Source organism: Samsonia erythrinae, from assembly GCF_004342665.1.
Classification (GTDB): Bacteria; Pseudomonadota; Gammaproteobacteria; order Enterobacterales; family Enterobacteriaceae; genus Samsonia; species Samsonia erythrinae.
Genome location: NZ_SMBY01000001.1, coordinates 669,695 through 693,473, shown reverse-complemented (window position 1 = coordinate 693,473; position 23,779 = coordinate 669,695). Strand labels below are relative to the sequence as shown.

The following is a 23,779-nucleotide window of genomic DNA, read 5'->3' as shown; positions in this document are numbered from 1 at the left end:
AAGAACGCGCTGAACAGCATTATTTTACACTGGCGATCTCTTCATCGCTTAATGCCCGGAATTCCCCCGGCTCCAGTTCGCTATCCAGATAAATATCGCCGATACGTTCGCGGTGTAACGCCACGACCCGATTTCCCACCGCAGCGAACATCCTTTTCACCTGATGATAGCGACCTTCGCTAATCGTCAGTCGAACGACATGATCCGTTATCTTCTCAAGCGTAGCGGGTTTGGTGAGATTCTTCTCGTTATGAAGTTGCACACCCTGCGTAAATTGCGCTGCGGTATCCTCCGCCAGCGGCTGCTCCAGCGTTACCCGATAGGTTTTTTCACACTGATGCTTCGGCGAGGTAATGCGATGCGACCACTGCCCATCGTCGGTTAACAACACCAGCCCGGTGGTATCGATATCCAGACGCCCCGCCGCATGCAGCTTATGTGCGACCGGCACGTCCATGAAGTAGAGGATCGTGGGGTGATCGGGATCGTCCGTCGAACAGACATACCCCTGCGGCTTATTCAACATGAAGTAGCGCGGGCCGTTCTGCTGTTCCAGCGGCGAGCCGTCAAATTCAACGCTATGTTCGGGGGAAAGTTTGAACGAACCGCTTTTTACTACCTCGCCATCAACGGTGACACGCTGTGCCCGGAGTTCGCGCACCACCAATGCACGGCTGATCCCCAGTTGCTGGGATAAAAATTTGTCCAATCGCATGACAACTCACTACCTGTCTCAAATCATGAAGCGGTAGTATAACGGTGCTTTGTCCATGCGTCCTGCAATTCACCGCTTCCGCCGCGCGCTTTTCACCGGCTTTACCCCGCCTGACCTTGCCTTGCCCCTCGCGCCGGGTATGATCAACAGGCATAATAAGCATAATGATATATTTTGAGGCAAATTCCATGTCATCCATCCACGGCCATGAAGTCCTGCAAATGATGATCGCGTCCGGTGAGTCTTTCACCACCGAACAGTTGATTGCCGCGATAGACGCCCGCTTCGGCAGCGAGGCGCGTTTTCATACCTGCTCGGCAGACAATATGACGTCGACGATGCTGGTGCAGTTTTTGTCTGAGCGCGGTAAATTTATCCCGCTTGACGCGGGATTTACCACCCACGCCAGTAAAATTTGCCAGCACTGATTGATGTCATTCACGCTTCGCCCTTACCAACGTGAGGCGGTTGACGCTACGCTGGAGTATTTTCGCCGGCAAACTCAACCGGCAGTGATCGTTTTGCCAACCGGCGCCGGGAAAAGTCTCGTGATCGCTGAGCTGGCAAGACTCGCTCGTGGCCGCGTGCTGGTGCTCGCCCACGTCAAGGAACTGGTGGCGCAGAACCATGCCAAATACCGGGCCTGGGGACTGGAAGCCGATATCTTCGCCGCCGGTCTCCAACGGCGACAGAGCCGGGGAAAAGTGGTCTTTGGCAGCGTGCAGTCCGTTGCCCGCAATCTCGAACAGTTCGATGATGCGTTCTCCCTGCTCATCATTGACGAATGTCACCGCATCAGCGATGACGACAACAGCCAATATCAACAAATCATTCTTCATCTGCAAAAAACTAATCCGCAGTTGCGACTGCTGGGGCTAACCGCTACGCCCTACCGTCTCGGTAAAGGCTGGATATACCAGTATCACTATCACGGTATGCTGCGCGGCGACGAAACCAGTTTATTCCGCGACTGCATCTATGAGCTACCGCTGCGCTATATGATTAAGCACGGCTTTCTGGTGCCGCCGCAGCGATTAGATATGCCCGTGGTGCACTATGATTTCAGTAAGCTGGTCGCCCGCAGCAACGGGCTATTCAGTGAAGCCGACCTGAACCTTGAACTCAAGCGCCAGCAACGCATTACTCCGCACATCGTCAACCAGATCGTCGAATATGGCCAAACGCGACGCGGCGTGATGATCTTCGCCTCGACCGTCGAACATGCTAAAGAAATTGCGGCGTTACTGCCCGTCGATCAGGCGGCGTTCATCAGCGCCGAGACGTCCCCGGCCGAGCGCGACGCGCTCATTGACGCGTTTAAACAGCAGTCATTACGCTATCTGGTTAACGTCGCGGTGCTGACCACCGGCTTTGACGCTCCCCATGTCGATCTCATCGCCATCCTGCGCCCGACGGAGTCCGTCAGCCTCTATCAGCAGATTGTCGGCCGCGGTTTGCGCCTGTATCCGGGGAAAACCGACTGCCTGATACTGGATTATGCGGGCAATCCGCACGACCTCTACACGCCGGAAGTCGGCGCCAGTAAGCCGCACGCAGATAGCCACCCCGTGCAGGTATTTTGCCCGGAATGCGGCTTTGCCAACCTGTTCTGGGGCAAAACCACCCCGGACGGCGATATCATCGAACACTATGGTCGCCGCTGTCAGGGCTGGGAAAGGGATGAAAACGACCAGCGGCGGCAGTGCAATTATCGGTTTCGGTTTAAAATCTGCCCACACTGCGGGGCGGAAAACGACATTGCGGCACGGCGCTGTCATCAATGTAACGAAGTGCTGGCCGATCCGGACGACATGCTGAAAGCGGCGCTGAATCTGAAAGACGCGTTCGTATTGCGCTGTAGCGGCATGAGTTTTCACCACGGGGAAGATGCAAAAGGAGAATGGCTGCAAATCACCTATCACGACGAAGATGGCGCTGAAGTCAGTGAGCGTTTTCGCCTGCACACCGCCGCCCAGCGTCACGTTTTCCTGCAACAGTTTTTGCGCGTCCACCAACGCGCGCCGGGCACGACGTTTCAGTGGCGACAGGCCGCCGATATCATCGCGCAGCAGCACAGCCTGCGCCCCCCGGATTTTGTCGTAGCGCGTAAACATGGAAAATTCTGGCAAATCCGCGAAAAACTGTTTGATTACCAGGGCCGCTTTCGCCGCGCCAATGAGCTGCGCGGCTAGCCCCTTCGGGGGAGCATCAGGGCACCCGATTCGGACGACGCGCCTTAATTTATGGTTTCGTTTGCCCATAAAGTCATATTCCGTTAGAATTCAGCCCGCTTTTATTCACAAAAGCAGAACACCCCCACCTGCTGCTGGGTCGCCTGTAGCAGGGTTACTTTTTAAGTAGAGAAAAAAATGATTACTATCAAAGCAGAAGTACGTAAAGAGCAGGGTAAGGGTGCGAGCCGCCGCCTGCGTTCCGCTGGTAAATTCCCGGCCATCGTCTACGGTGGTTCTGAAGCACCAGTCTCTATCGAACTGGATCACGATTCAGTCAAAAACCTGGAAGTGAAAGAAGGCTTCTACGGTGAAGTACTGACTCTGTCCATCGATGGCAAAGAAGTAAAAGTGAAAGTTCAGGCTGTACAGCGTCACGTCTACAAGCCAAAACTGACTCATATCGACTTCGTTCGCGCTTAATCCGCGTTGACGTCGTTTTCCGGGACGCCGGAAAAGAAGAGCGCCGCTTATGCGGCGTTTTTTTTATAAAATATCGTTATTCACAAAGGAATGTGAACATGTCTCATGTTGCCTCCCAGCGACTTATTGCTATTGATGCCCTGCGCGGTCTGGTTATGGTTCTGATGCTATTAGACCACGTGCGGGAAACGTTCTATCTCCACCTACAGCTCGCCGACCCGATCGATGTCACCAGCACCGCTCCCCTGCTGTTCATGAATCGCACGTTGGCCCACCTGTGCGCCCCCGTATTTGTCTTTTTAACCGGGCTATCCGCCGCGCTTTATCACCAAAAAGTGCAGGATCGCCGACAAACCGCGCATTTTCTGTTCACTAGGGGGCTCATTCTCATCCTGCTGGAGATCACGCTGATCAACGTTGCCTGGACATTCCAGTTCCCGCCGCACGTCATCTATTTACAAGTGATTTGGGCGATTGGCATGAGTATGCTGGCACTCAGCGCGCTGATCTGGCTCCCTGCCAGGGTGATTTTTACCCTGGGTGTCGTTATTGTCATCGGCCATAACCTGTTGGATCCCCTGCACGCATCGGCCGGTTCAATCGGGTTTATTCCCTGGGCGGTTCTGCACGATCGCGTCTGGATAGACATCGGCGAAGCTTTCCGTATACGCACCTCCTACCCAATACTTCCCTGGATTGGCGTAATTTCACTTGGCTATGCGGCGGGCGCGTTATATCGAAAAGACATCTTTCCGCTTCAGCGCCAGCGGGTGCTGTTCACCGCGGCGGGGATCGCGCTGGCGCTTTTCTTTGTACTGCGCAGTATTAATCTATATGGCGACAAGCCCTGGCAACAGAGCGAGCTCATTACGCAGACGCTCATGAGCTATTTCAACACCACGAAATACCCGCCGTCGCTGCTGTTTCTCTGCCTGACGCTCGGCGTCGGACTTTGCCTGCTGGCCCTGTTTGAACGTCTCCAGCAAAAGCACTGTCTGGTGATGCTGGCGAGTTTCGGGGCCGCGCCGATGTTTTTCTACTTGTTGCATCTCTATATTTTAAAAGGCATGTACTTAACCGCAGTCGCGATATGGGGGAAGAATCAGGGAGAATGGTTCGGCTTTTCCGCCGTCTGGCAACTGTGGGTGTGCACGCTGGTGCTGATGGTCCTGTTATTTTGGCCGGTTCGCGCGTTTGCCCGCCTGAAAGCCCGTCGCCGGGACATCCGCTGGCTTAAATATTTCTAGTCACGGTCGTTTCCAACCGTTATCAGCCGCTGCCCTTCTTCTGACGATAAGAACAAGGGCAGACTCGTCTTCAGCGCGATGGCCGACTACTTACCGCTGCTCGTCCGGCGCTGTAACTGATCGCGCAGATTCGGCGGCGTGCCTTTAATCGTTAGCGTATCCGTTGCCGGATCCCAGAAAACCCGCTCGCCAAGCAGTAGCGCATCAAAATTCAGGCTGATGCCGCCGCCGCTGCCAGCAAACTTGGTCAACTGGCGCAACGTTCCGCGATCGGCCGGGAAGCTCTCTTCCAGCTCATAGCCCTGCTCGGCTGAAAACTGCTGAAAGGTTTTATCGCCCAACGGCGGAAGCTCCTGCGACAGCGATGCCAGCTCGATTTCCTCGCCGGACTGCAACTGCTCGTTACAGTAGCTATACACCTGCTGACGATAATTCTGGCGCTCGTTTTTATCCAGTTGCGCCTCATCGCAATACTCATCGACGGCCTTCAACAAGCCACGGTTTTGCGCCTTCGTGTCCAGCCCTTCGGATGCCGCCAGAAAATCCATAAAAAAGTCAGACACCTTCCGCCCAACCCGGCCTTTCAGGAAGGTCAGATAACGCGTCGATTCCGGGTTAGTTTCCCACTCTGTCAGATCGATACGCGCCACGATATCGGCATGATTGATGTCCAGATAGTGCGTCGTACTGATGTCCAACTGCTCGTTTACCCGCATGCTGTTGCAGCTATTGAGCACGGCAATCAACAGATACTCCACCGCCAAATAACGATACTGGCAGAACAATACGATACCGCCCTCCGCGAAGGGATATTTAGCCAGTTCATCACGCAGGCGTCCGGTTGCGGCCCGGGAAAACCCCAGAAAGTCCTCATCCCCTTTGCGACAAGCCCGCAGCGCATCAGCCAGTTCGCTTTGCTCATTAAACAGCCCATAGGCCTTACTCTTGGCGCTGTAGACGCGGTGCAGTTCAGCCATCATCTCTTCTACTGGCGCATTGGTCGCCAATAGGGAATCACGCAACACCATTTCCAGCGTTTGTTCGTCACGTTTGATTAGTTGATGCAGGGCAATCTGGCCGATATCCAGACTCATGATAAACTCTCCTTTTAACAAGGCGCGTATTCAAACATTGATACGCAAGGCCCGCAATACCCAAAACGGTTTCATCATGTCCGTTCACGCGCTAAGCGGCTAGATTCACTAATGATAAAAGATAAAAGTGCGGAAAAGCATAAGTCTATACGGTAAGATAAGCGACTTTACCAGCTTGAGATACGCCATTTTATGCCACAATCATCCCGATATAGTGACGAACACGTTGAACAACTGCTTTCAGAGATGGTCAATGTTCTGGAAAAGCACCACGCCCCAACCGATCTTGCTCTGATGGTACTGGGTAACATGGTGACAAATCTGATTAACACGAGCGTCGCGTCGGCGCAACGTCAGATGCTGGCCCGTTCTTTCGCTGAAGCCCTACAGGCTTCAATTAAAAAAGCCGATTAAGTTTACTGATTCTTGACCAACGTATGGTAACCAACCGTCAGCGCTACCGCGAAAAAGTCTCCCAGATGATCAGTTGGGGACACTGGTTCGCCTTATTCAATATTTTGCTCACTCTGGGGCTGGGTAGCCGCTACCTGTTTGTTGCCGATTGGCCATCCTCTTTATTCGGCAGGATTTACGCGCTGGTGAGCTGGCTCGGACATTTCAGCTTTATCGTCTTTGCCGCCTATCTGCTGATCATCTTCCCGCTGACATTCATTGTGATGTCACAGCGCCTGCTGCGTTTTCTCTCCGCGGCGCTGGCAACCGCCGCGCTTACGCTGCTGTTAGTGGATGTTGAAGTCTTTACCCGCTTCCACCTGCACCTTAACAGCACCGTTTGGGAACTCGTCATCAACCCTGGACAAGGTGAGATTGCCCGCGACTGGCAATGGATGTTTATTGGCATTCCGTTAATTTTCATGGTGGAAATGCTCTTCGGCACCTGGTGCTGGCAAAAATTGCGCAGTCTGAATCGCCGCCACTTTGGCAAACCGCTGGCGGGCGTTTTCATCTCGGCATTCTTCGCGTCGCACCTGATGTACATCTGGGCCGACGCCAATTTCTATCGCCCGATTACCATGCAGCGCGCCAACCTGCCGCTGTCTTATCCGATGACGGCCCGACGGTTTCTGGAAAAACATGGCCTGCTGGATGCACAAGAATATCAGCGTCGGCTCACGCAGCAGGGCAATCCTGAAGCCATTACGGTGGAGTACCCACTCAATAATATCGCCTTCCATGACAGCGGCAGCGGTTACAACCTGTTAATGGTGATGATCGACGATACCTCGCCTGTCGACATGAAAAACCGTATGCCGAACCTGTCTCGCTTTGCCGAAGAAAACGTGCGTTTCAGCGACCATTATGATTCGGGATCCCAACCGGACGCCGCGTTGTTTAACCTGTTTTACGGCCTCTCGACGACCTATATGGACGGTATCCTGAGCGCGCGTAAACCCGCGGCATTGGTCACGGCATTAAGTCAACAAGGCTATCAGTTTGGGCTATTTTCGGTAAACGGCTTCGACAGCCCGCTCTATCGCCAGGCGTTGCTTTCCGACTTCTCCTTACCCGCCCCGCAACAACAAAGCGGCGATGCCATCATCACGCAGTGGCAAGAGTGGCTCAACCGCAATAATAACCCGCCCCCCTGGTTCTCTTACGTCGAACTCAGCGGCGCGCCCAAAATCGCAAAAGACAAAACGACTGAGCCAAACGAACGCGTAAATATTCCGGACGTCGATCGCCAAATTGGTGAAATCATCCGTACGTTGCGGGACAAAAACATTCTGGATAAGACGGTCGTCATTGTGACAACCGCACAAAACCAGAATGCCAATACCCGTGACGCGGCACGTTTTGCCCGTACTCAGTGGCAAACACCGCTCATTGTTCACTGGCCGAATACCCCTGCGCAGACCATCACGAAAATGACGGACAACAAAGACGTCATGACCACGCTGATGCAGCGGCTGCTTCATGTGAAAAACAGCACGGATGATTATTCACAGGGCGAAGATCTCTTCTCTGCCCAACGGCGCTACCCGTGGTTGATTAACGGCAACAACGGTACGCTACTGATCACGACGCCGGAACAGATCATCGTATTGGAAAGCAACGGCAACTATCATGCTTACGATACGCAGGGAAATCGGCTGAATGATGAAAAACCGCAGCTTGCGCTGCTTTTACAAGTACTCACGAACGAAAGACGCTTTATTGCCAACTAACTGCCTAAATCTAAAGCAGTCGTTCCATCTGGCTATTGCAATCAGGTCAGGAAAAGGTAGTATAAGCGCCCATAGCATCGGCACGTAGCGCAGCCTGGTAGCGCACCGTCATGGGGTGTCGGGGGTCGGAGGTTCAAATCCTCTCGTGCCGACCAAATTTCCCCAGAAAAACCAACCTCTTACGGTTGGTTTTTTTTCGTCTTCAATTTGCCAATGGTAAAATGATGGTAAAATAACTGACGGAAGGAGCCGGAAAAATGAGAAAAATCGACTATCACGGAACGACGATCTGCGTTTTAGACGACAGCGACATGCTGACAGACTGCCCTGTTCGTTCATACGCAGTGATCGAGGATAGCGGGTTTTATGTCGCTGTACGCGTCGGCGAAACTGACGCGCCAGCGATTCATATCGATCCAGTACCAACGCTAGAGGATGCGCTCGACATCATCGCTGGGCAGTTTTCGTTTTTTGAGTGGCGGGGAAAATCAGAAAACTGTCGATTAACTCCGTCTCAAAAACCTATTAAGTTCATCAATGAATGCACGAACCCGAACCGGAAGATGTCTACGGTTAGGGTAAATAGCATGAACAGCAATTTCTTCACTTTCCATATCCGCCATTACCTTTACCAGTCTTCCCTCCAGCAGGTCTTCTTCAATCATAAAAGACGGTAAATACCCGATACCCAGACCGTCTATAGCAGCCGTACGAATGGCCTCTCCGCTGTCAAATCTGGCATAAGCCCGGTCGTCCACAGTGATCTGGCATTTCTCTTTATCACCGATCGTCCATGCTGTGGGTGCAGATCCCAAACCATATACGAGACGTCTGTGATTATTGAAAGAAGTAAGCGAATCAGGCATACCCCATGTTTTGAGGTAGTCAGGTGAGGCACACAGATGCAGTGATGCACGGTCAATTACCTGAGTGATGTATTGATAACTGGTAGTCGCACTGCCTACGCGTATGGCTAAATCAACACCTTCTTCTATAAGATCTACAACACGATCGCTAAAACTTATCTCTACAGAAACTTCAGGCATGGCCGCTAAAAAATCCCGGAGAAACGGCAAAATAACCATTTTTCCATATCCTTCTGAAACGGTTAATCGAAGAATACCTTTTGGCTTGAGTGGATTTTGACGAACACTGGCTTCCGCTTCCTCCAAATCCTCTAGCAATTGAATGCAACGATGATAGAACTCATGCCCTTCTGTTGTAAGCGATAAGCGCCGAGTAGTTCGTTGGAAAAGACGTGTCTCAAGATGATTCTCAAGACGAGACAATGCCTTACCTGCCGCAGAACGCGTCAGTCCCCTTGCTTTACCGCCTGCAACAAAACTTCCTGATTCAGCAATCGCTACAAATAAACGCAAAGCGCCAATATCCAAATCAGAATTTGACTTTTTATAAGCCGGGATATTTCCATCTATCATTGGGGAAACCTATTCGCCAATTTGTTAGTTACAATCAAATTGTAGAACTAAACTCATTGAGGATTCAACAATGTTACCTAAAAATGCCCAAGATGCCTTGGATGGATGGATTAATGCTGCAGGCCCGATTGTCCAGAAACTCAGTGTTCAGTCAGAAACGAGTTGGCCGGAAGTACGCAGCCTATATATGCAAGGCCTTGAAAAGATTTTTCCTGCTATCGATGGGGTTTCCTATAAAACCACCCTTTTAGGCGGAGTCTCGGCAATGATCAGCGAACCACAAGAGTATACAGGAAGCAGAGTAGTCCTTTATATTCATGGCGGCGGCTACGTGCATGGTGGTGTTGAAGCTTATCGTGGTCTTACGGGGCGTCTTGCTCGGGAATTGAATGCCAGGGTTTACACCCCTGACTATCGGCAAGCACCCGAACATCCCTTCCCCACACCAATTGATGATGTGTTTGCCGCCTATTGCTCAATTCTGAACTCAGGTACCCATCCCCGCGATCTAGTTCTAGCTGGCGATTCAGCAGGCGGCGCTATGGTTGTAACGATGATGCGCAAAGCACGTGATGGAGGTTTTTCACTTCCTGCCGCCGGTGTATCGATCTCCCCATGGGCAAACCTTACTCACAGTGGTTCGTCCGCCACCACTCGCGACGGGCTTGATCCCATTTGTAGTGTGGAGTTTCTGAACAAACTGGGAAAATGTTTCCTTGCCGGTGAACTTCCCACACATCCTGATGCATCCCCCGTTTTTGCTGATGTCCATGGGCTGGCGCCGATTCTTATCCAAATCGGTGAAAATGAAGTCATGCTGAGTGACGCAATTCGACTGGCTTCAAATATAGGGGAAGCGCGTGGACGTATCACGCTTGAAGTGTGGCCAGGCATGTTCCATGTTTGGCATCTTTTCGCAGGCATTCTGCCTGATGCTGATCGGGCTATACGTAATGCCGTTCGTTTTCTTGAAGATGCTTTTACTGAAGATAGAGCTCCTAATCTGTAAAATACACAGATCATTTCCGTACCGTTAGTGACATCTGAAAGCAATAATAGAAACGGTTCATGATTCTCATAGGGAGTTGATTCGCTCCCTATGAGGATATTATAGTCGGGCAATTGTCATTTTTTGCGTAACTACGCAGGGGTGGACTGACCCCACGACAGTAGACAAAAGCTGTCCTCACGACGAGGCCTGTTCAAAGGCCTCCGGGCTGACACTGACGTTCCGGTCTACAGGACACACTGAAATGGCGGGTCGGTATACCCTGATCGACCCAGACAGTATGGCTGTATCCCTTCCCGACGCCCGCCTTGAAGAAGAAAAGGTGGTTCTGGATGGATTCAAATCCTACCTTGACGGGAAAGAACATTTTTCCCCCCACACTGATATTGAAATCACGGATTTTCCGGCATTCATATCCCGCAAGCCGGATGAGCCAGCGGCGTACTGCCATAAGGAACAGGGCAAGCAGATCTGACCGGATGTCAGCACCACCGGGGAACACGCCGGCAACGGATACCCTTTTGAGCAGCCACCGTCAGGCCGGGTAAAGTTGCTTAACTCGCCCACTGTTTGAATTTCGTGGGCCTTCATCTACCCCCACTTTCTCGCATAACGATATCAATCATCCGCCAGCGCGATTTTCACATGCCAGTATGGGCCTAAAGAAAATTTTTTAAGAGTGTGAAGCAGAAGAGTTAAAAGTGAATGCCTGACAAAATACAACATGATAGAAATAGATTTATTAGGAAAAACCATTTCCGATACGCTGTTTTCTGTATGACGTTATGCAGAGCAAAATCACAACAACATATAATTTTTTGATTTTACAACAATAATGGCGGAGAGAGGGGGATTTGAACCCCCGGTAGAGTTGCCCCTACTCCGGTTTTCGAGACCGGTCCGTTCAGCCGCTCCGGCATCTCTCCGTTTAAGCCGTTGCCATAATGCCCGCTTTTGCGGCATTTTAACAGTATTGCACCCGCCTTTAAATTTAAGTGACAACTTAACGAGCAAGAAAATGATTAAATGGCCGTGGAAAAACACTCAACCTCAGGCACAAGCATTTGAACACTGGCAAACTGCGCTCTCAGTTCCTCTTCTCGCCCCCTTAAACGATGAAGAGCGCCAGCAACTGGTCAACCTTGCCGATCGATTCCTGAAGCAAAAACGCCTGATCCCCTTGCAGGAGTTGGCGTTAACGGAAATCATGCAGCAACGTATCGCCCTGCTGTTTTCCCTGCCAGTATTATCGCTTGGCGGTGATGCGTTGGACGGTTTTCACGAGGTTCTGGTTTATCCCGGTCCATTTATTGTTGAAGAAGAGTGGCAGGACGATATCGGGTTGGTGCATACAGGGAAAATAGTGCAGTCGGGACAAAGCTGGGATCAGGGGCCGATCGTCCTTAACTGGCAGGAAGTGCAGGACTCCTTCGACCTCTCAGGTTTCAATCTCATTATTCATGAAGTCGCTCACAAACTGGATATTCGCAGCAGCGGCGAACCAACAGGGGTTCCTCTGATTCCGATTCGCGATATTGCTATCTGGGAACAGCATCTGCACGGCGCAATGGATGCTTTACAGGAGGAAATCGACCTGGTAGGGGAAGAGGCCGCCAGCATGGATCCTTATGCGGCCCAAGATCCGGCGGAGTGCTTTGCAGTGCTGTCAGAGTATTTTTTCAGTGCGCCCGAATTGCTGGAAGAACGCTTTCCCGACCTGTATCGCTGTTTCCAGAAATTCTATCGGCAGGATCCCCTCGCTCGGCTAAAATGCTGGCAAAACAGCATTGATTACCGCTCGCCATCTATTTATTGACCGGAGACAAGCAGCGAATTGTTTATCGCCTAAACAGTCAGACGATAAAGCTGATTTTGCCGTTGACAGTACCTCAGGTGCCGGATATCATGCGCCCCGTTCACACGATTCCTCTGTAGTTCAGTCGGTAGAACGGCGGACTGTTAATCCGTATGTCACTGGTTCGAGTCCAGTCAGAGGAGCCAAATTTAGAAAAGCAGATGTCTTCAGACATCTGCTTTTTTGCTTTCGGAGCCAGGGACATAATGTGAAAACTCGTCCTGATGCGTGCTTATTTTTTCCTCCGTATCCGACAGCACCTGTGTAATATTATGCGTTACGCGGTTCAGCAAGGATGGGGGGAAAACAACCCGGCGCTGAATTTAGTTGGCGTAACGGCTCCGCCGATTAGACGCCATTATCCGGCTCTGCCGCTGGAGCGTCTGCCTGAGTTGCTGGAACGAATTGAAAGCTATCAGCAAGGCCGGGAACTGACCCGACTGCGGTACTGCTCACCCTGCACCTATTTATCCGTTCCAGCGAATTGCGTTTCGCCCGCTGGCGCGAGATTGATTTCAGAAACAAAATCTGGACTATTCCCGCCACCCGCGAAGCCATTGCCGGCGCACGCTATTCAGGACGCGGAGCGAAAATGCGCACGCCGCATATTGTCCCGCTCTCCCGACAAGCCATCGATATCCTGAAGCAGATTCAAGCGATTTCCGGCCATCTGGAACTGGTATTCCCCGGCAACCATAACCCGTATAAACCGATGTGTGAAAACACGGTCAACAAAGCGCTGCGTCTGATGGGTTATGACACCAAAACAGATGTCTGCGGCCATGGCTTCCGGGCAATGGCATACAGTGCCCTGATGGAGTCTGGTTTATGGTCGCAGGATGCGGTGGAGCGCCAGATGAGTCATCAGGAGCGCAACACCGTGCGTCTGGCTTACATTCATAAGGCTGAGCATCTGGAAGCCCGTAAGGCAATGATGCAGTGGTGGTTGGATTATCTGGATACGTGCCCCGTGAGTCTTATGTACCACTCTATATTCAGGGCAGAGCAAAGCGATACATCGTCGCCTGACCTGTCAATTACCCATTCAGAACCTCAACGCCGTATCAGTCTGTGCTGATACGGCTTTTTACAATAGAGTAGAGCCCGTTATTACGCAGGCTTACGCCCGTAAATCATCGCCGTCCAGCGTTTTTTCAGCAGAAAGGCGGAAGATTTGGGTTTTCTGTCCCTGGTAAAGATACCTTTTTTATTGCCACCGACTCGTACGATACCTTGCGAAGTAGCAAAATCAGCGAAGTTCCACACCTGTTCTCCTACCACGAAAGGCAACCTGTCGAAAACCGCATGATACATGTCCAGGAAGGCGCACTGGTACTCTTCTGACCACATATCCTGATATACAGAGTGCAGACCTGCAAGGGTGTCAGTACCGTATTCAGTAATGATAATGGGTTTACGATGTTTGTCGTGCCAGGCAGTCAAGTTCGCTTCCAACGTTTTTTCCGCCGCGACAAGATCTGCCGGGTTTTCATACCAACCGTAATAGCGGTTCAAACACAGAACATCAAAGAGATCGCTGATCTGATCTTCCTGTAACGAGGATTTGGTGATGTTGACGCAACAGATGGGACGGGATGGATCCAACTGTCGGGTGGCTTCCGCCAGCGGCCGGAAATAGTCCCGACTCGCTACTTCACGCGCGTCCGGTTCGTTTGCGATGCTCCACATCACTACCGACGGATGATTCTTGTCACGAGCGATTAGCTCTTTAATGGCATCAAGGTGCGCCCGCTGTGTTTCATCGTTGATGGCATCCGGACAAAATAATTGATCCGGTCGGGTGAAATTACGAAGCATCGGCAGAGACACGTTGAACCCAACAGCCGGAGTTTCGTCAATGACCACCACACCATGCTCATCCGCCCAGTCCAGCATCTCTTCTGCATAGGGGTAATGAGAAGTACGATAGGAATTTGCTCCGATCCAGCTCATCAGCGCCTGATCATACACCAGCAGCACATTGTCGAATCCTTTGCCACGCAGATCTGCATCCTCGTGGCGTCCAAAACCCGTAAAATAAAAAGGCTGATTGTTGATAAGGAAGCAGTCGTTTTCTACTTTAACAGTCCGGATACCAACACGTAGTTCATAGCAGTCCTGTCCCGCAGTGACCCTGAGCAGGTACAAATAGGCGTTGCCAGGCTGCCACAGTGTCGGATGATCGATCTCCAGCAAGCCCTCCGCCCCTGAGCTACGCGCCACCACATTCCCCTTGCGATCCAACAACAGGCAGTCTATGTTACCCGGCGCGTCAATCTGGTATCGCACATAGCCCGTGCTCAGATTATCCAGAAAACTGGTACTAATGGTGATATCACGGATAAATTTATGGGGCGTACTATACAGCCAGACATGGCGATGAATCCCGGCATAGTTAAAGAAATCGTGGAAATAAAATTGCTTGCTCGTGCCATTCTGTTCCACCACCACTCCAGGTGGTATAGTCTGCCACGAAAGTTCATTATTGACGCAAACCGTCACCCGTACAGTGCTTTTAGCGACAACATATGCGCTGATATCGGCCTCAAATGGTGTATATCCCCCCTGATGGCTCATAACCTCAGTATCATCCACCCACACAGTACCACGGTGCGTCACCGCATCGAAGCGCAGCACGATACGCTGCCCCTCCCAGCCCTTAGGAATGCGTACCTGAGTCTGATACCACACGTCGCCCACATGGTTGCGTACGGCTTCGTCAGCTAACTGGTCGTTGTAGCTGGCTGGAACAGCGATTTTTCTGGCTCCTTCCAGCGCGTTTTTCCACCATTCCTCAGTAAATCCACGCTTATTAGCGTCAATTTTAAATTCCCACAGACCATCAAGCGTTTTACATTCCCGGGAATCTGTTTCAATTGGTTTTAACATTAGCGAACTCCCCCTATCGACTATTTAAACTCATTACACTATTTCAACATAAAATCATATTGTATCCCGGCCTTTACATCCCAATAATCCAGGTTATTTCCCAGGCTACTTCCATTCCGTTTTTCCTTCGCCACATCAGTACCAACTGACAATTTCAGTCCCTCCAGAGGACCATCAGTTACATTGTAAAAAATTGCAGCAAGTAATCCTCGCCCATTTATTTCAATCGTCCGATTGGTGTCTTCATACCCATGAGTAATAAGAGGTGCAAGCATGACGCTAAAATTAGGTTTGAAATAATATTGGACACCAATCTGGAATGAAAACATATTTTCTTTATTTCTATCGATACTCAGAGAGTTAGGCCAACCAATATCCGTATCGACGTTTGAACCTATATTGTTCATAGCATGTGTGACCAGACCTACACTGCTGAATAAACTGATTTTCGGCATGATATATGTTATCTGCCCAGAATAAACCTGAGTATTATTATGATCACTATTGGAGCGAGAAATACCATTCAGCTCTGCATGATAAGCAAGTGCTTCTACTTTAATACTATCTTTCTTCTTCAAGGCGAATTTCTTCTCCAGAATCGTCTGGTATTGAGAGGAAACGTCATCCTGCCATGACATACCGAACGAATAGCGACTACTGTCATCATGCCAGCTTCCGGCCAGGAATGAACGTGCCTTGCGCGTGTCATAATAGCCGGTGCTGGGGTTATATATCCCTTCATTGCGGACCCCCACAGCAGCATCTGGCCAGAGAAATACGCGAGTTCTGTACATGGCCCATAAGTCAATATTTTCATTGGGTTCGTAACGGCCAATAACCCCTTCGGAGAGAGCAGGCATTGTTCTGGTCGAACCCGAGGCAATCAGCGGAATTCGATATGGAAGACTACCGTAACCATTATCGGTTCCAAACCGGCCTATTTTGATATGGATATTGTCCGCAGGCCTGAGCTTAATCGCTCCGGAAGCCAGACCGAAGCTGTCATGATCGGCCAGATATCCGCGTGTGCTCCAACGTGATTTCGCCCCCAGTTTGTAAACGTAATAAGCACCTGCCTGAACGCCGATGAAATCTGAATAGTAATGAGTATTTACATCAAGCATGGTGCCCTGCACCCAGCCGTAAATCTCCCTTGCTGAGGAGCCTGCGCTGGGACGATCCGCCCGACGAAAATCATTTTTCAATCGGATTCTTGCAGCATCTTCATCATCATTAATTTCTGCTGAATGAGATACCATTGCATTAAACGATAATAAAAAAACCACTAATATTTTGAGTTTGTTTTTTGTCATTTTAATTTTCTCATCGGTGTAGGCAGAGGTTTTATATTACGAATGATTCACCTATTAAAAATCATCAAATACACGCCAATCATTTTTAACATTTAAAAACCAGTCCTCCTTGTTTCGTACATTTGCTAATAAAACCAATATAAAATCTCTATCCGCTTCAAAGCAGAAAGGATATCCGGAGAAACTATTAACCACATAAAGTTTCAAATATAAATCCGCGGTGAGAACAGGCAACTATATACCAGTCAAACTGATTTTCATTTTTTCACTGCTGGCTGAAGTTGTTCTCCATGACTTTTAATAACACTGGCGTACCAGTAGAAACTTTTCTTACGCCGACGTTCCAGCGTGCCATTGCCCGTGTCGTCACGGTCGACATAGATAAATCCGTAGCGCTTCGACATTTCTGCTTTAGACGCGCTGACCAGATCGATCGGCCCCCAACTGGTGTAGCCAAGAACTTCGACCCCGTCATCCAGCGCTTCCGCCACCTGTACCAGATGGTCGTTCAGGTACTTGATGCGATAGTCGTCATTGATGCTGCCGTCTGCTTCCAGTTTGTCCTTTGCCCCCAGCCCGTTTTCCACGATGAACAACGGCTTCTGGTAACGGTCGTACAGCACGTTAAGCAGGTAGCGCAAGCCTTCCGGGTCGATCTGCCAGCCCCACTCGGAGCTTTTGAGATGCGGGTTGGGGATGATGTCCAGAATGTTGCCGCGCGCTTTTTCCATCTCCGTTTCATCGGCGCTGGCGCAGCCGCTCATGTAGTAGCTGAATGAGACAAAGTCGACGGTTTCCTTCAATGCCTGACGGTCTTCGTCGGTGATCTCCAGCGTTATGTCGCGTTCTTTAAAGAAGCGCGGCATGTAGGCCGGGTACGCGCCGCGCGCCTGCACGTCGCCGAAGAACTGCCATTCACGGTTCTGCTCCAGACACTTCATTACGTCGGACGGCTTGCAGGTCAGCGGATAGAGAATGCCTCCCAGCAGCATGTTGCCGATTTTTGCATCGGGGATAATGTCATGGCAGGCCTTCACTGCTTTGGCGCTGGCAACTAACTGATGATGAATGGCCTGATATATCTGTTGCCGCGAGCTATCGCGTTGCAGGCCCACACCCGTGAACGGTTCGTGCAGCGACATATTGATTTCATTGAACGTCAGCCAGTATTTCACCTTGTGGCGAAACCGCTGGAACACTGTACGGGCGTAGCGTTCAAAGCAATCAATAGTGTATCGGTTTCCCCAGCCGCCATACTTTTTAACCAGCCCATAGGGCATTTCGTAGTGTGATAATGTCACCAATGGCTGAATATTGTATTTCGTCATCTCTTCAAACAGCCGATCATAGAATGCAAGCCCGTTTTCGTTCGGCGCTTCCTCATCACCATCAGGAAAAATACGCGTCCAGGCAATAGAAGTACGCAGCACTGTGAACCCCATTTCAGCAAATAGCGCGATGTCCTGGGGATAGCGGTGATAGAAATCGATAGCGACATCTTTGACATTAGTATCACCCGGAGTACGTTCGACAATGGGGCCAAACACTCCCTGCGGTGTAAGATCCGAAGTCGACAGCCCTTTGCCGTCAACGTCATTAGCGCCTTCCACTTGATTGGCGGCAACCGCACCACCCCATAAAAAATTTTCAGGAAAACGATATCTCATATTTAATCTCCTGCCTCATCTTATAAAATATATCTAAAATCATGCTGTTAGTTTTATTCAGTTCTTTGCACTTTGTCGTGTTGCTCCAGCGCATAAGATTCTCTGTCGGCCTTTCGGAAGAACGGGTACCAGACCAGCATCTGAACGCCGACCAGAGCAACCTGTAATGCCGCGATTTTCCAGCTGCCCTCCATAATTCCGTTAAGGATGATTGGCATACCTGTTATCGGTGTTATCCCGGCTACTCTGGGTACAATGCCAACATAGGTCACGACGTAAGCGATTCCCAAAGAAAGCGCATTCATAAATACGAAAGGAATAATAAATCTGAAATTAAATACAAGAGGAGTGCCAAAGACCAAAGGCTCAGAAATACCGAAGAGTGCAGGAAGTGTCGTCAATTTACCCAATGCCTTATACTGCTGGCTTTTCGCAGTGAACAACATAAGCAGCGTAAAGCCAATTGCGCTGGCTGACATGGTATACGTACTAATAAACGCACGCCCGGTAATATTTGGTAGAGGTTCGCCAGCTGCATAGGCAGACAACTGTACCGCATCCATAGAAGTTATAATCGGCAGAAAAACGGACCAGACAACCATAGTGCCGTGGATCCCCATAAACCATAGAATCTGCGCAAAGGTCCATACAATAAGTATTGTTATGATATTGCCACCAAGTCCTTCAAGCGGTGTCTGAAGGAAAGAATATACGAATTCATGCATATTCTGATATGGTGTTGCGGCAAATATTATAGCGACAATTGCGAAAAGGATAATTGAAGCGAAACCAGGGACCAGGCTGCTGAAACTACTGGACACTACCGGAGGAACGCTGTCTGGCATTCGGATCGTAAAACCCTTCTGCTTGATATAGACATATACCCGGGTGGATACCAGACTAACGACAATGCCGGTAAAGATCCCCGTTCCTCCCATCCACTGCATTGGAACGGAGACGGCTCCATTCCCGGAAATGGAAACAGGCGTCACAATGAAGAAACAGATTAATGTGAGGATGCCACAGAAAAGTCCATCCTCTTCATGCTGCCTGGCATAATTTCCGGCAATTGCAATGGCAAAAATTACGGCCAGGAAATTTGTGGTGAACATGATGATAATTTTCAGAGCAGCGGCTATTCCAACATCAGCAATAAATTCCTTATAGATCGGTACAGGTAAATTCAGGAGCAATGCGGCAAATGCACCAAGAATCGTAATCGGCATCGCCCCCATCATCCCACCAGTAATACCATTCACCAACTTACTGGTTTGAATTTTATTCACCACTGGATGGATCTTACTGGTTATATTTTTTATGTCTATTTTGGGCATACATATTCCTCACCAAAAAATGGCTATAAATTAATTCTGTTTGATTAAAATCAATTTAACAAGGTCAGGGCATCGGTCAGTACCTTTTCGCCATTCATGGAGCCGTAATCGACCATATCGATCACTTTTACCTTAATACCTTTAGGTTCATATTTTTCTTTTAAATCATCCTCCATATAAGAAATTTGTGGCCCAATTAATAATATATCCGTCGGCTCTTTATAAGTTTCAAACTTTGTTTCTGGCATCGCAATAATATGAACATCAATATTTTTGTTTTTTGCACTCTGCTGCATCTTTGCCATCAACATCGACGTTGACATACCTGCGGCGCATACTAGTGTGATACGGATCATAGAATTTTCCTCTTATCATTTATGATGGATAAGCTTATATACTTCTATCAATTCAATGGCGAGATCCCGAGTAGTCATTGCATTCATTAAATGATCTTGACCGTGAACCATAATAAGTGAAACGGTGGTTCCTTTTTCTTCTCTGGCTTCTGCCTGAATTAATTCAGTCTGGAATTGATGCGCTTTTTGTAGTGATTCGTTAGCTTCCCTTATTTTCTGCTCAGCAACTTCAAAGGCCCCTGTCTTTGCTGACCTGATTGCTTGGATTGCCTTACTTTTCGCATTTCCGCCATTAACAACCAACTCTGTGATAATATCTTCCAAGCTTACATCGGTCACTTGTGCTTCCTCTTTTTTATAGTCACTTTATTATATCTTAATGAACTTACTATCCCATCTCCAACGGAATATTTACCATCTTTAATCTGGTATACATTGAAAGTCGATAGCACATACATCATGCCCCACCCAGCAATGATAGAAGCACATCAAATTTTGGATTATCAATAAGATACTGAATACTCTTTGCGTCAAAAAGTAGTCTGGTAGTCAGTTGATAAAACTGTTCAGCATCCACATGCTCATCGGAAGATATGGAAATAAGAAAAACGACCTGTACTTCTTTGTGTCCCCACCATATCGGCTTCTCCAGGATCCCCACAGTGACAAAATTTTGTTTTGTCATTACCTGGAATGGATGCGGGATTGCAACCAGATTTCCAAAATCTGTTTGCCCCATAGCCTCCCTTTTCATTACAGCATTGTAGAACTCGGCAGGGAGATGAAAATGTTTGTCGGTATGCTGGCAAAGAATTCTAATTGTTTCTTCTTTAGTTGTTGCCTTAATATCTGTCAGAAATAGCTGACTATAATAAAATTCAGACAGAAAAGCATTATTACTGGTTTCGAATATTTCCCTGTATGCTACGATATCTTTGTCCTCCAGAAATAAATTCACTTCAAATACCGGAACTGGAACATTTAAACTGATAGGGACAGTTGTGAATATATAGTCAATTTTCTTTCCTACCAAATCAAAATACTCCAGCTCATAAGCAGTACACTCATATATATTATTAATATATTTACCGAAAGCTCTGGTGTATTTATACATAAAAAGTTGTGTAGTTCCTTTTCCTGATGCACAGACCATAACGATATTCTTTTTATCGACCTTTTTGTCTTTCTTTTCCAGAGCTAACTCAAATAAAATGGCGAAATATCCTATTTCGTCTTCAGGTATACTGGTATAATAGTGCTCACTCAGGACAATACAGGCTGTAGCTGCCATCGTATAGGCAAAGGCATATTCCTTCTTGATCTCGTGCAGAAGCGGATTACTTAATGGAATACCATACTGCATGCGAATATCCAGCGGTACCATATGCTGATTTAACGACATACGTAGTTCCAGGTTGTTACGGAAATCAATATTGAAACTTTTTTGAATCATTTCCAGCATGCGCGATGATAACTCATCAATATTTCGTGAAATGACGAGATTTGATTCCTGGTTTTTATAGGCACTGGAAGACAGTTTCGCTCCCATATGAAGTATCAGGTAGGCAACTTCTGATTCACTAAAATAGCTGTGCATGGTATCCTGAATTCTCAGCACAATATCTTTTGTTGCTTGCCTTACTTCATCTTTAACTTGTTTAACTATTTTATTATTATCTATAACAACAGGAAAATCCATGTTTGCCCGACTGATAGAAATATAAAAATGAGAGGTAATATCTTCCAGGGATACTTCTGATATATGTAAATTATATTTATGAACAATATCCAATATAATATTAGCCAGTATTGTTAATTTTCCATCAGCATTAATGAAGCCATTGTGCTTAATCAAACCATTTGCAATACATCTCCGTTTATCAAACTCACTTCCTTTGATAATAAGACCATAGTTAGGACGTCTTTCCAGTGTCAAATGGTGTATATTGAGAATATATTCTACTTTTTTTAGGTCGGTACTCATGGTGTTACGAGAAACATAAAACTGTTCGCATAAATCGTCTATTTTGATATAATCTCGTTCGTATAATAAAACTGCCAGAATATGAGGAACTCTTTCTGTTGATGTTGTTGGCCTTTTTTCTTTCTGAGGATAGTCAAAAAAAGCATGAAATTTATCCTGACATGTAATAGTTAATTTATATCCCATATTAGATTTCGAACTAACAGTCCCCCCATGGGGGCTCAAAACCTCATTTAACTCTTTTATCCTCAGACGAATGGTTTTTTCACTCACATTTATTCTACTCGCCAATTCATGTGCTGTATGGTATTTCTCGTCAATTAACTCGTTTAAAAGGATTTCTAATTTGTTATTCATTATCCCTCTCTTTATAATCGCCAGCCATTTACACAACACTCGATTCTATGATCTTATGATTTTATGAAAAGAAACTCCACCCAAACTACGGCTTGTCCGATCTGGTAATTACTTGTGATTTTTAATGTTTTTTTTGAACTACATCACACATTTAAAATGTGATATTATCGCGCCAGGCTTATGTGGCATCAATTGTTGAAAATTAATACCATGAGATTACTGTAATTCTTCAGAATGACACTCCCTAACATCACAGAAAGGAAAACATAGCTTTCTGTCCGGTCATAATACGGATTCCGAAACATTATTTTATGCTAATGCGATTTGGGTGTATCCGGAGTTGATTGATGAAGGTTATCATAATAACAAAGATGTTTACCTCAACAGTCATTTTTCAGTTTAATATTGAAATTACATTGGTAAAATTCTTATTATTCAGCACATTAAAAATATAATCCGGGTGAATTAGGCGCAGGGTGTGGAGGTTTTCAGGTTTTATGGTCCGCCCATTTTTCACGGATTAAGGAGCGAAAACATGCTGGGCCGTAAAAATGAAGTAGCGGACAGAAATATTTTCGCGGATTAAGGAGAGAAAATATTTCAGGCTCTGCGCCCACGTGCCGGTTTTTGTGGGGGCATGCCTGCATGATTCGGGCAACCGTTTCATGGGCGTTATCAGTGGCGTGGGGTCTGACGTCCATCCGTGACTCCCACAGGCAATGCTCATACCCGCCTGAAAACGGCATTTTCTGGCGTGTGAGTTTTCATGGTAAAAACCGAACCGGGATTTTATACGGGTCGCCCCGCCCATTCGCTCCATATTGTATGGCCATTTTGGAAGGCGTCTACAAAGGGGTATAGTGCCATCGATATAAACGCGCGATTATAGCCTTTCAAAATATCAGTACATATTAATGCCGCAGTCGTTGTTTCTACCGCGCCTGCTACTTCAGACCATCCCCCCTACTCCGGAAAGAAATAAGGTTGAGATAAAATAGCTGGTCTTGTTCACCCTTTTTACCGGTCCTTACAGCATGTCCTGAGTCGACGTCATGACCGCAGCACAGAAGGCCCAGATTTTCATATCGGAGCCTGTTTTTTCAATTTATTTAATCGCCCTGAAGCATTTTTATAAGGCGAGGAGGTATTAAATTGAATCATTCGCCCCCGCGTCCATTTGCCATACCAAGGACTACCGTAAAGTTCCTCGTTACTAAAGCGCTCAATCAGCGTCAAAAGCTGCTGTTTGTTTTCCTTTAATCGCAACAATAAGATTTCATAATCCTTTATGTCTTCATAGTCGCGATAAAACTTCTGCGCCAGGCGCCCCAATTCATTCCATTTATAGCCCTCTTCAGGAAAGTTTATCGTTTCCCCTTTCGCTTCTTGTTCGTGCCAGTGCAAGACCAATTCTCCCCACCCAATAAGATAAGACACCAATTGGGCCACGCTCATCACGCTCCCTTTTGCATGCCCTTCCATTGTCGGTTCAAAGGACTGCTCAGGCAGGACTGCCCCCAGCTTTTTCTGCAATAACGCAAAGTGACTATTGATCGCTTTAATGAGTTCATCTTTTGATTCTGGCACCGCCATTTCATTCTCCTTGCTATTAATGCGTCCAGGGTGATTATCCACAAAAAATGATCGGCGCCGGAAAATATAATGCTTCGCGTCTCTTGC

20 protein-coding genes, 3 tRNA genes and 1 pseudogene are annotated in these 23,779 nt (G+C 48.2%); 12 read left to right on the top strand and 12 right to left on the bottom strand.

Annotation, left to right across the window (positions count from 1 at the left end):
- Nucleotides 1-19 precede the first annotated feature (19 nt).
- On the bottom strand, nucleotides 20-715 hold the full coding sequence (gene rsuA, locus EDC54_RS03100; RefSeq protein ID WP_132453087.1) for a 16S rRNA pseudouridine(516) synthase RsuA: 696 nt from the start codon (nucleotides 713-715) through the stop codon (nucleotides 20-22).
- A 188-nt stretch (nucleotides 716-903) separates the two neighbouring features.
- On the opposite strand from rsuA, the gene EDC54_RS03095 reads away from it, so the two are divergent.
- The 4 genes from EDC54_RS03095 to EDC54_RS03080 all read left to right on the top strand — a co-directional run bounded on the left by EDC54_RS03095 (nucleotide 904) and on the right by EDC54_RS03080 (nucleotide 4,616).
- Nucleotides 904-1,143, top strand: coding sequence for a YecH family metal-binding protein (locus EDC54_RS03095; protein WP_132453085.1), 240 nt, complete (start codon nucleotides 904-906; stop codon nucleotides 1,141-1,143).
- A 3-nt stretch (nucleotides 1,144-1,146) separates the two neighbouring features.
- Nucleotides 1,147-2,907 (top strand): DEAD/DEAH box helicase, encoded by a 1,761-nt coding sequence (locus tag EDC54_RS03090; RefSeq protein ID WP_132453083.1) that lies wholly within the window; start codon nucleotides 1,147-1,149, stop codon nucleotides 2,905-2,907.
- Nucleotides 2,908-3,084: 177 nt separating this feature from the next.
- On the top strand, nucleotides 3,085-3,369 hold the full coding sequence (gene rplY, locus EDC54_RS03085; RefSeq protein WP_132453081.1) for a 50S ribosomal protein L25: 285 nt from the start codon (nucleotides 3,085-3,087) through the stop codon (nucleotides 3,367-3,369).
- A 98-nt stretch (nucleotides 3,370-3,467) separates the two neighbouring features.
- Nucleotides 3,468-4,616 (top strand): DUF1624 domain-containing protein, encoded by a 1,149-nt coding sequence (locus tag EDC54_RS03080; protein WP_132453079.1) that lies wholly within the window; start codon nucleotides 3,468-3,470, stop codon nucleotides 4,614-4,616.
- Nucleotides 4,617-4,702: 86 nt separating this feature from the next.
- Here EDC54_RS03080 and yejK read toward each other — a convergent pair whose 3' ends face one another.
- Nucleotides 4,703-5,710, bottom strand: coding sequence for a nucleoid-associated protein YejK (gene yejK / locus EDC54_RS03075; protein ID WP_132453077.1), 1,008 nt, complete (start codon nucleotides 5,708-5,710; stop codon nucleotides 4,703-4,705).
- 192 nt (nucleotides 5,711-5,902) lie between these two features.
- Here yejK and EDC54_RS03070 point away from each other — a divergent pair, with 192 nt between their 5' ends.
- From EDC54_RS03070 to EDC54_RS03060, 3 genes are all read left to right on the top strand, one after another.
- Nucleotides 5,903-6,124, top strand: a complete 222-nt coding sequence (locus EDC54_RS03070; RefSeq protein ID WP_132453075.1) for a YejL family protein — start codon at nucleotides 5,903-5,905, stop codon at nucleotides 6,122-6,124.
- Nucleotides 6,125-6,147: 23 nt separating this feature from the next.
- Nucleotides 6,148-7,896, top strand: coding sequence for an LPS biosynthesis-modulating metalloenzyme YejM (gene yejM, locus EDC54_RS03065; RefSeq protein ID WP_132453073.1), 1,749 nt, complete (start codon nucleotides 6,148-6,150; stop codon nucleotides 7,894-7,896).
- A gap of 78 nt (nucleotides 7,897-7,974) precedes the next feature.
- Nucleotides 7,975-8,051: transfer RNA gene (locus EDC54_RS03060), tRNA-Pro, on the top strand.
- Between the two features lie 348 nt (nucleotides 8,052-8,399).
- Here EDC54_RS03060 and EDC54_RS03050 read toward each other — a convergent pair.
- The gene (locus EDC54_RS03050; protein ID WP_132453071.1) at nucleotides 8,400-9,335 is read right to left on the bottom strand and encodes a LysR family transcriptional regulator; all 936 of its coding nucleotides are present in this window, start codon (nucleotides 9,333-9,335) and stop codon (nucleotides 8,400-8,402) included.
- A gap of 70 nt (nucleotides 9,336-9,405) precedes the next feature.
- Between EDC54_RS03050 and EDC54_RS03045 the strand changes: the two genes are divergently transcribed.
- The gene (locus EDC54_RS03045) at nucleotides 9,406-10,344 is read left to right on the top strand and encodes an alpha/beta hydrolase (protein ID WP_132453069.1); all 939 of its coding nucleotides are present in this window, start codon (nucleotides 9,406-9,408) and stop codon (nucleotides 10,342-10,344) included.
- A gap of 244 nt (nucleotides 10,345-10,588) precedes the next feature.
- The gene (locus EDC54_RS03040) at nucleotides 10,589-10,819 is read left to right on the top strand and encodes a hypothetical protein (RefSeq protein ID WP_132453067.1); all 231 of its coding nucleotides are present in this window, start codon (nucleotides 10,589-10,591) and stop codon (nucleotides 10,817-10,819) included.
- Between the two features lie 361 nt (nucleotides 10,820-11,180).
- On the opposite strand, the gene EDC54_RS03035 is transcribed toward EDC54_RS03040, so the two are convergent.
- Nucleotides 11,181-11,270: transfer RNA gene (locus EDC54_RS03035), tRNA-Ser, on the bottom strand.
- 92 nt (nucleotides 11,271-11,362) lie between these two features.
- Here EDC54_RS03035 and mtfA point away from each other — a divergent pair.
- The 3 genes and pseudogenes from mtfA to EDC54_RS03020 form a co-directional block, all read left to right on the top strand.
- Nucleotides 11,363-12,160 (top strand): DgsA anti-repressor MtfA, encoded by a 798-nt coding sequence (gene mtfA, locus EDC54_RS03030; RefSeq protein WP_132453065.1) that lies wholly within the window; start codon nucleotides 11,363-11,365, stop codon nucleotides 12,158-12,160.
- A 109-nt stretch (nucleotides 12,161-12,269) separates the two neighbouring features.
- Nucleotides 12,270-12,345 (top strand) — tRNA-Asn (locus EDC54_RS03025).
- A 99-nt stretch (nucleotides 12,346-12,444) separates the two neighbouring features.
- Nucleotides 12,445-13,228: pseudogene (locus EDC54_RS03020) on the top strand (tyrosine-type recombinase/integrase); the annotation flags it as partial.
- Between the two features lie 81 nt (nucleotides 13,229-13,309).
- Here the strand turns inward: EDC54_RS03020 and uidA are convergent.
- The 8 genes from uidA to clbS form a co-directional block, all read right to left on the bottom strand.
- Entirely contained in the window at nucleotides 13,310-15,088 is a 1,779-nt protein-coding gene (gene uidA, locus EDC54_RS03015) for a beta-glucuronidase (RefSeq protein ID WP_132453063.1), read from the bottom strand.
- A gap of 38 nt (nucleotides 15,089-15,126) precedes the next feature.
- Nucleotides 15,127-16,401, bottom strand: a complete 1,275-nt coding sequence (gene uidC, locus EDC54_RS03010) for a glucuronide uptake porin UidC (RefSeq protein ID WP_132453061.1) — start codon at nucleotides 16,399-16,401, stop codon at nucleotides 15,127-15,129.
- Nucleotides 16,402-16,658: 257 nt separating this feature from the next.
- Nucleotides 16,659-18,068 carry a glycoside hydrolase family 1 protein gene (locus EDC54_RS03005; RefSeq protein WP_132453059.1) on the bottom strand — a complete coding sequence of 470 codons (1,410 nt, stop codon included), beginning with the start codon at nucleotides 18,066-18,068 and terminating at the stop codon, nucleotides 16,659-16,661.
- Between the two features lie 53 nt (nucleotides 18,069-18,121).
- Nucleotides 18,122-19,402, bottom strand: a complete 1,281-nt coding sequence (locus EDC54_RS03000) for a PTS sugar transporter subunit IIC (protein WP_132453057.1) — start codon at nucleotides 19,400-19,402, stop codon at nucleotides 18,122-18,124.
- A 50-nt stretch (nucleotides 19,403-19,452) separates the two neighbouring features.
- Nucleotides 19,453-19,758 (bottom strand): PTS sugar transporter subunit IIB, encoded by a 306-nt coding sequence (locus EDC54_RS02995; protein ID WP_132453055.1) that lies wholly within the window; start codon nucleotides 19,756-19,758, stop codon nucleotides 19,453-19,455.
- A 15-nt stretch (nucleotides 19,759-19,773) separates the two neighbouring features.
- Nucleotides 19,774-20,097 (bottom strand): PTS lactose/cellobiose transporter subunit IIA, encoded by a 324-nt coding sequence (locus EDC54_RS02990; RefSeq protein WP_132453054.1) that lies wholly within the window; start codon nucleotides 20,095-20,097, stop codon nucleotides 19,774-19,776.
- A gap of 118 nt (nucleotides 20,098-20,215) precedes the next feature.
- Nucleotides 20,216-22,099 carry a BglG family transcription antiterminator gene (locus tag EDC54_RS02985; RefSeq protein ID WP_132453052.1) on the bottom strand — a complete coding sequence of 628 codons (1,884 nt, stop codon included), beginning with the start codon at nucleotides 22,097-22,099 and terminating at the stop codon, nucleotides 20,216-20,218.
- A gap of 1,080 nt (nucleotides 22,100-23,179) precedes the next feature.
- Complete coding sequence (gene clbS / locus EDC54_RS02980) at nucleotides 23,180-23,692, bottom strand: colibactin self-protection protein ClbS (RefSeq protein WP_132453050.1); 513 nt, start codon at nucleotides 23,690-23,692, stop codon at nucleotides 23,180-23,182.
- Between the last annotated feature and the right edge of the window lie 87 nt (nucleotides 23,693-23,779).

Bases quoted from the DNA above. Each gene is read 5' to 3' on its own strand.
- rsuA (WP_132453087.1), bottom strand. From the start codon at position 715: ATGCGATTGGACAAATTTTTATCCCAGCAACTGGGGATCAGCCGTGCA.
- EDC54_RS03095 (WP_132453085.1), top strand. From the start codon at position 904: ATGTCATCCATCCACGGCCATGAAGTCCTGCAAATGATGATCGCGTCC.
- EDC54_RS03090 (WP_132453083.1), top strand. From the start codon at position 1,147: ATGTCATTCACGCTTCGCCCTTACCAACGTGAGGCGGTTGACGCTACG.
- rplY (WP_132453081.1), top strand. From the start codon at position 3,085: ATGATTACTATCAAAGCAGAAGTACGTAAAGAGCAGGGTAAGGGTGCG.
- EDC54_RS03080 (WP_132453079.1), top strand. From the start codon at position 3,468: ATGTCTCATGTTGCCTCCCAGCGACTTATTGCTATTGATGCCCTGCGC.
- yejK (WP_132453077.1), bottom strand. From the start codon at position 5,710: ATGAGTCTGGATATCGGCCAGATTGCCCTGCATCAACTAATCAAACGT.
- EDC54_RS03070 (WP_132453075.1), top strand. From the start codon at position 5,903: ATGCCACAATCATCCCGATATAGTGACGAACACGTTGAACAACTGCTT.
- yejM (WP_132453073.1), top strand. From the start codon at position 6,148: ATGGTAACCAACCGTCAGCGCTACCGCGAAAAAGTCTCCCAGATGATC.
- EDC54_RS03050 (WP_132453071.1), bottom strand. From the start codon at position 9,335: ATGATAGATGGAAATATCCCGGCTTATAAAAAGTCAAATTCTGATTTG.
- EDC54_RS03045 (WP_132453069.1), top strand. From the start codon at position 9,406: ATGTTACCTAAAAATGCCCAAGATGCCTTGGATGGATGGATTAATGCT.
- EDC54_RS03040 (WP_132453067.1), top strand. From the start codon at position 10,589: ATGGCGGGTCGGTATACCCTGATCGACCCAGACAGTATGGCTGTATCC.
- mtfA (WP_132453065.1), top strand. From the start codon at position 11,363: ATGATTAAATGGCCGTGGAAAAACACTCAACCTCAGGCACAAGCATTT.
- uidA (WP_132453063.1), bottom strand. From the start codon at position 15,088: ATGTTAAAACCAATTGAAACAGATTCCCGGGAATGTAAAACGCTTGAT.
- uidC (WP_132453061.1), bottom strand. From the start codon at position 16,401: ATGACAAAAAACAAACTCAAAATATTAGTGGTTTTTTTATTATCGTTT.
- EDC54_RS03005 (WP_132453059.1), bottom strand. From the start codon at position 18,068: ATGAGATATCGTTTTCCTGAAAATTTTTTATGGGGTGGTGCGGTTGCC.
- EDC54_RS03000 (WP_132453057.1), bottom strand. From the start codon at position 19,402: ATGCCCAAAATAGACATAAAAAATATAACCAGTAAGATCCATCCAGTG.
- EDC54_RS02995 (WP_132453055.1), bottom strand. From the start codon at position 19,758: ATGATCCGTATCACACTAGTATGCGCCGCAGGTATGTCAACGTCGATG.
- EDC54_RS02985 (WP_132453052.1), bottom strand. From the start codon at position 22,099: ATGAATAACAAATTAGAAATCCTTTTAAACGAGTTAATTGACGAGAAA.
- clbS (WP_132453050.1), bottom strand. From the start codon at position 23,692: ATGGCGGTGCCAGAATCAAAAGATGAACTCATTAAAGCGATCAATAGT.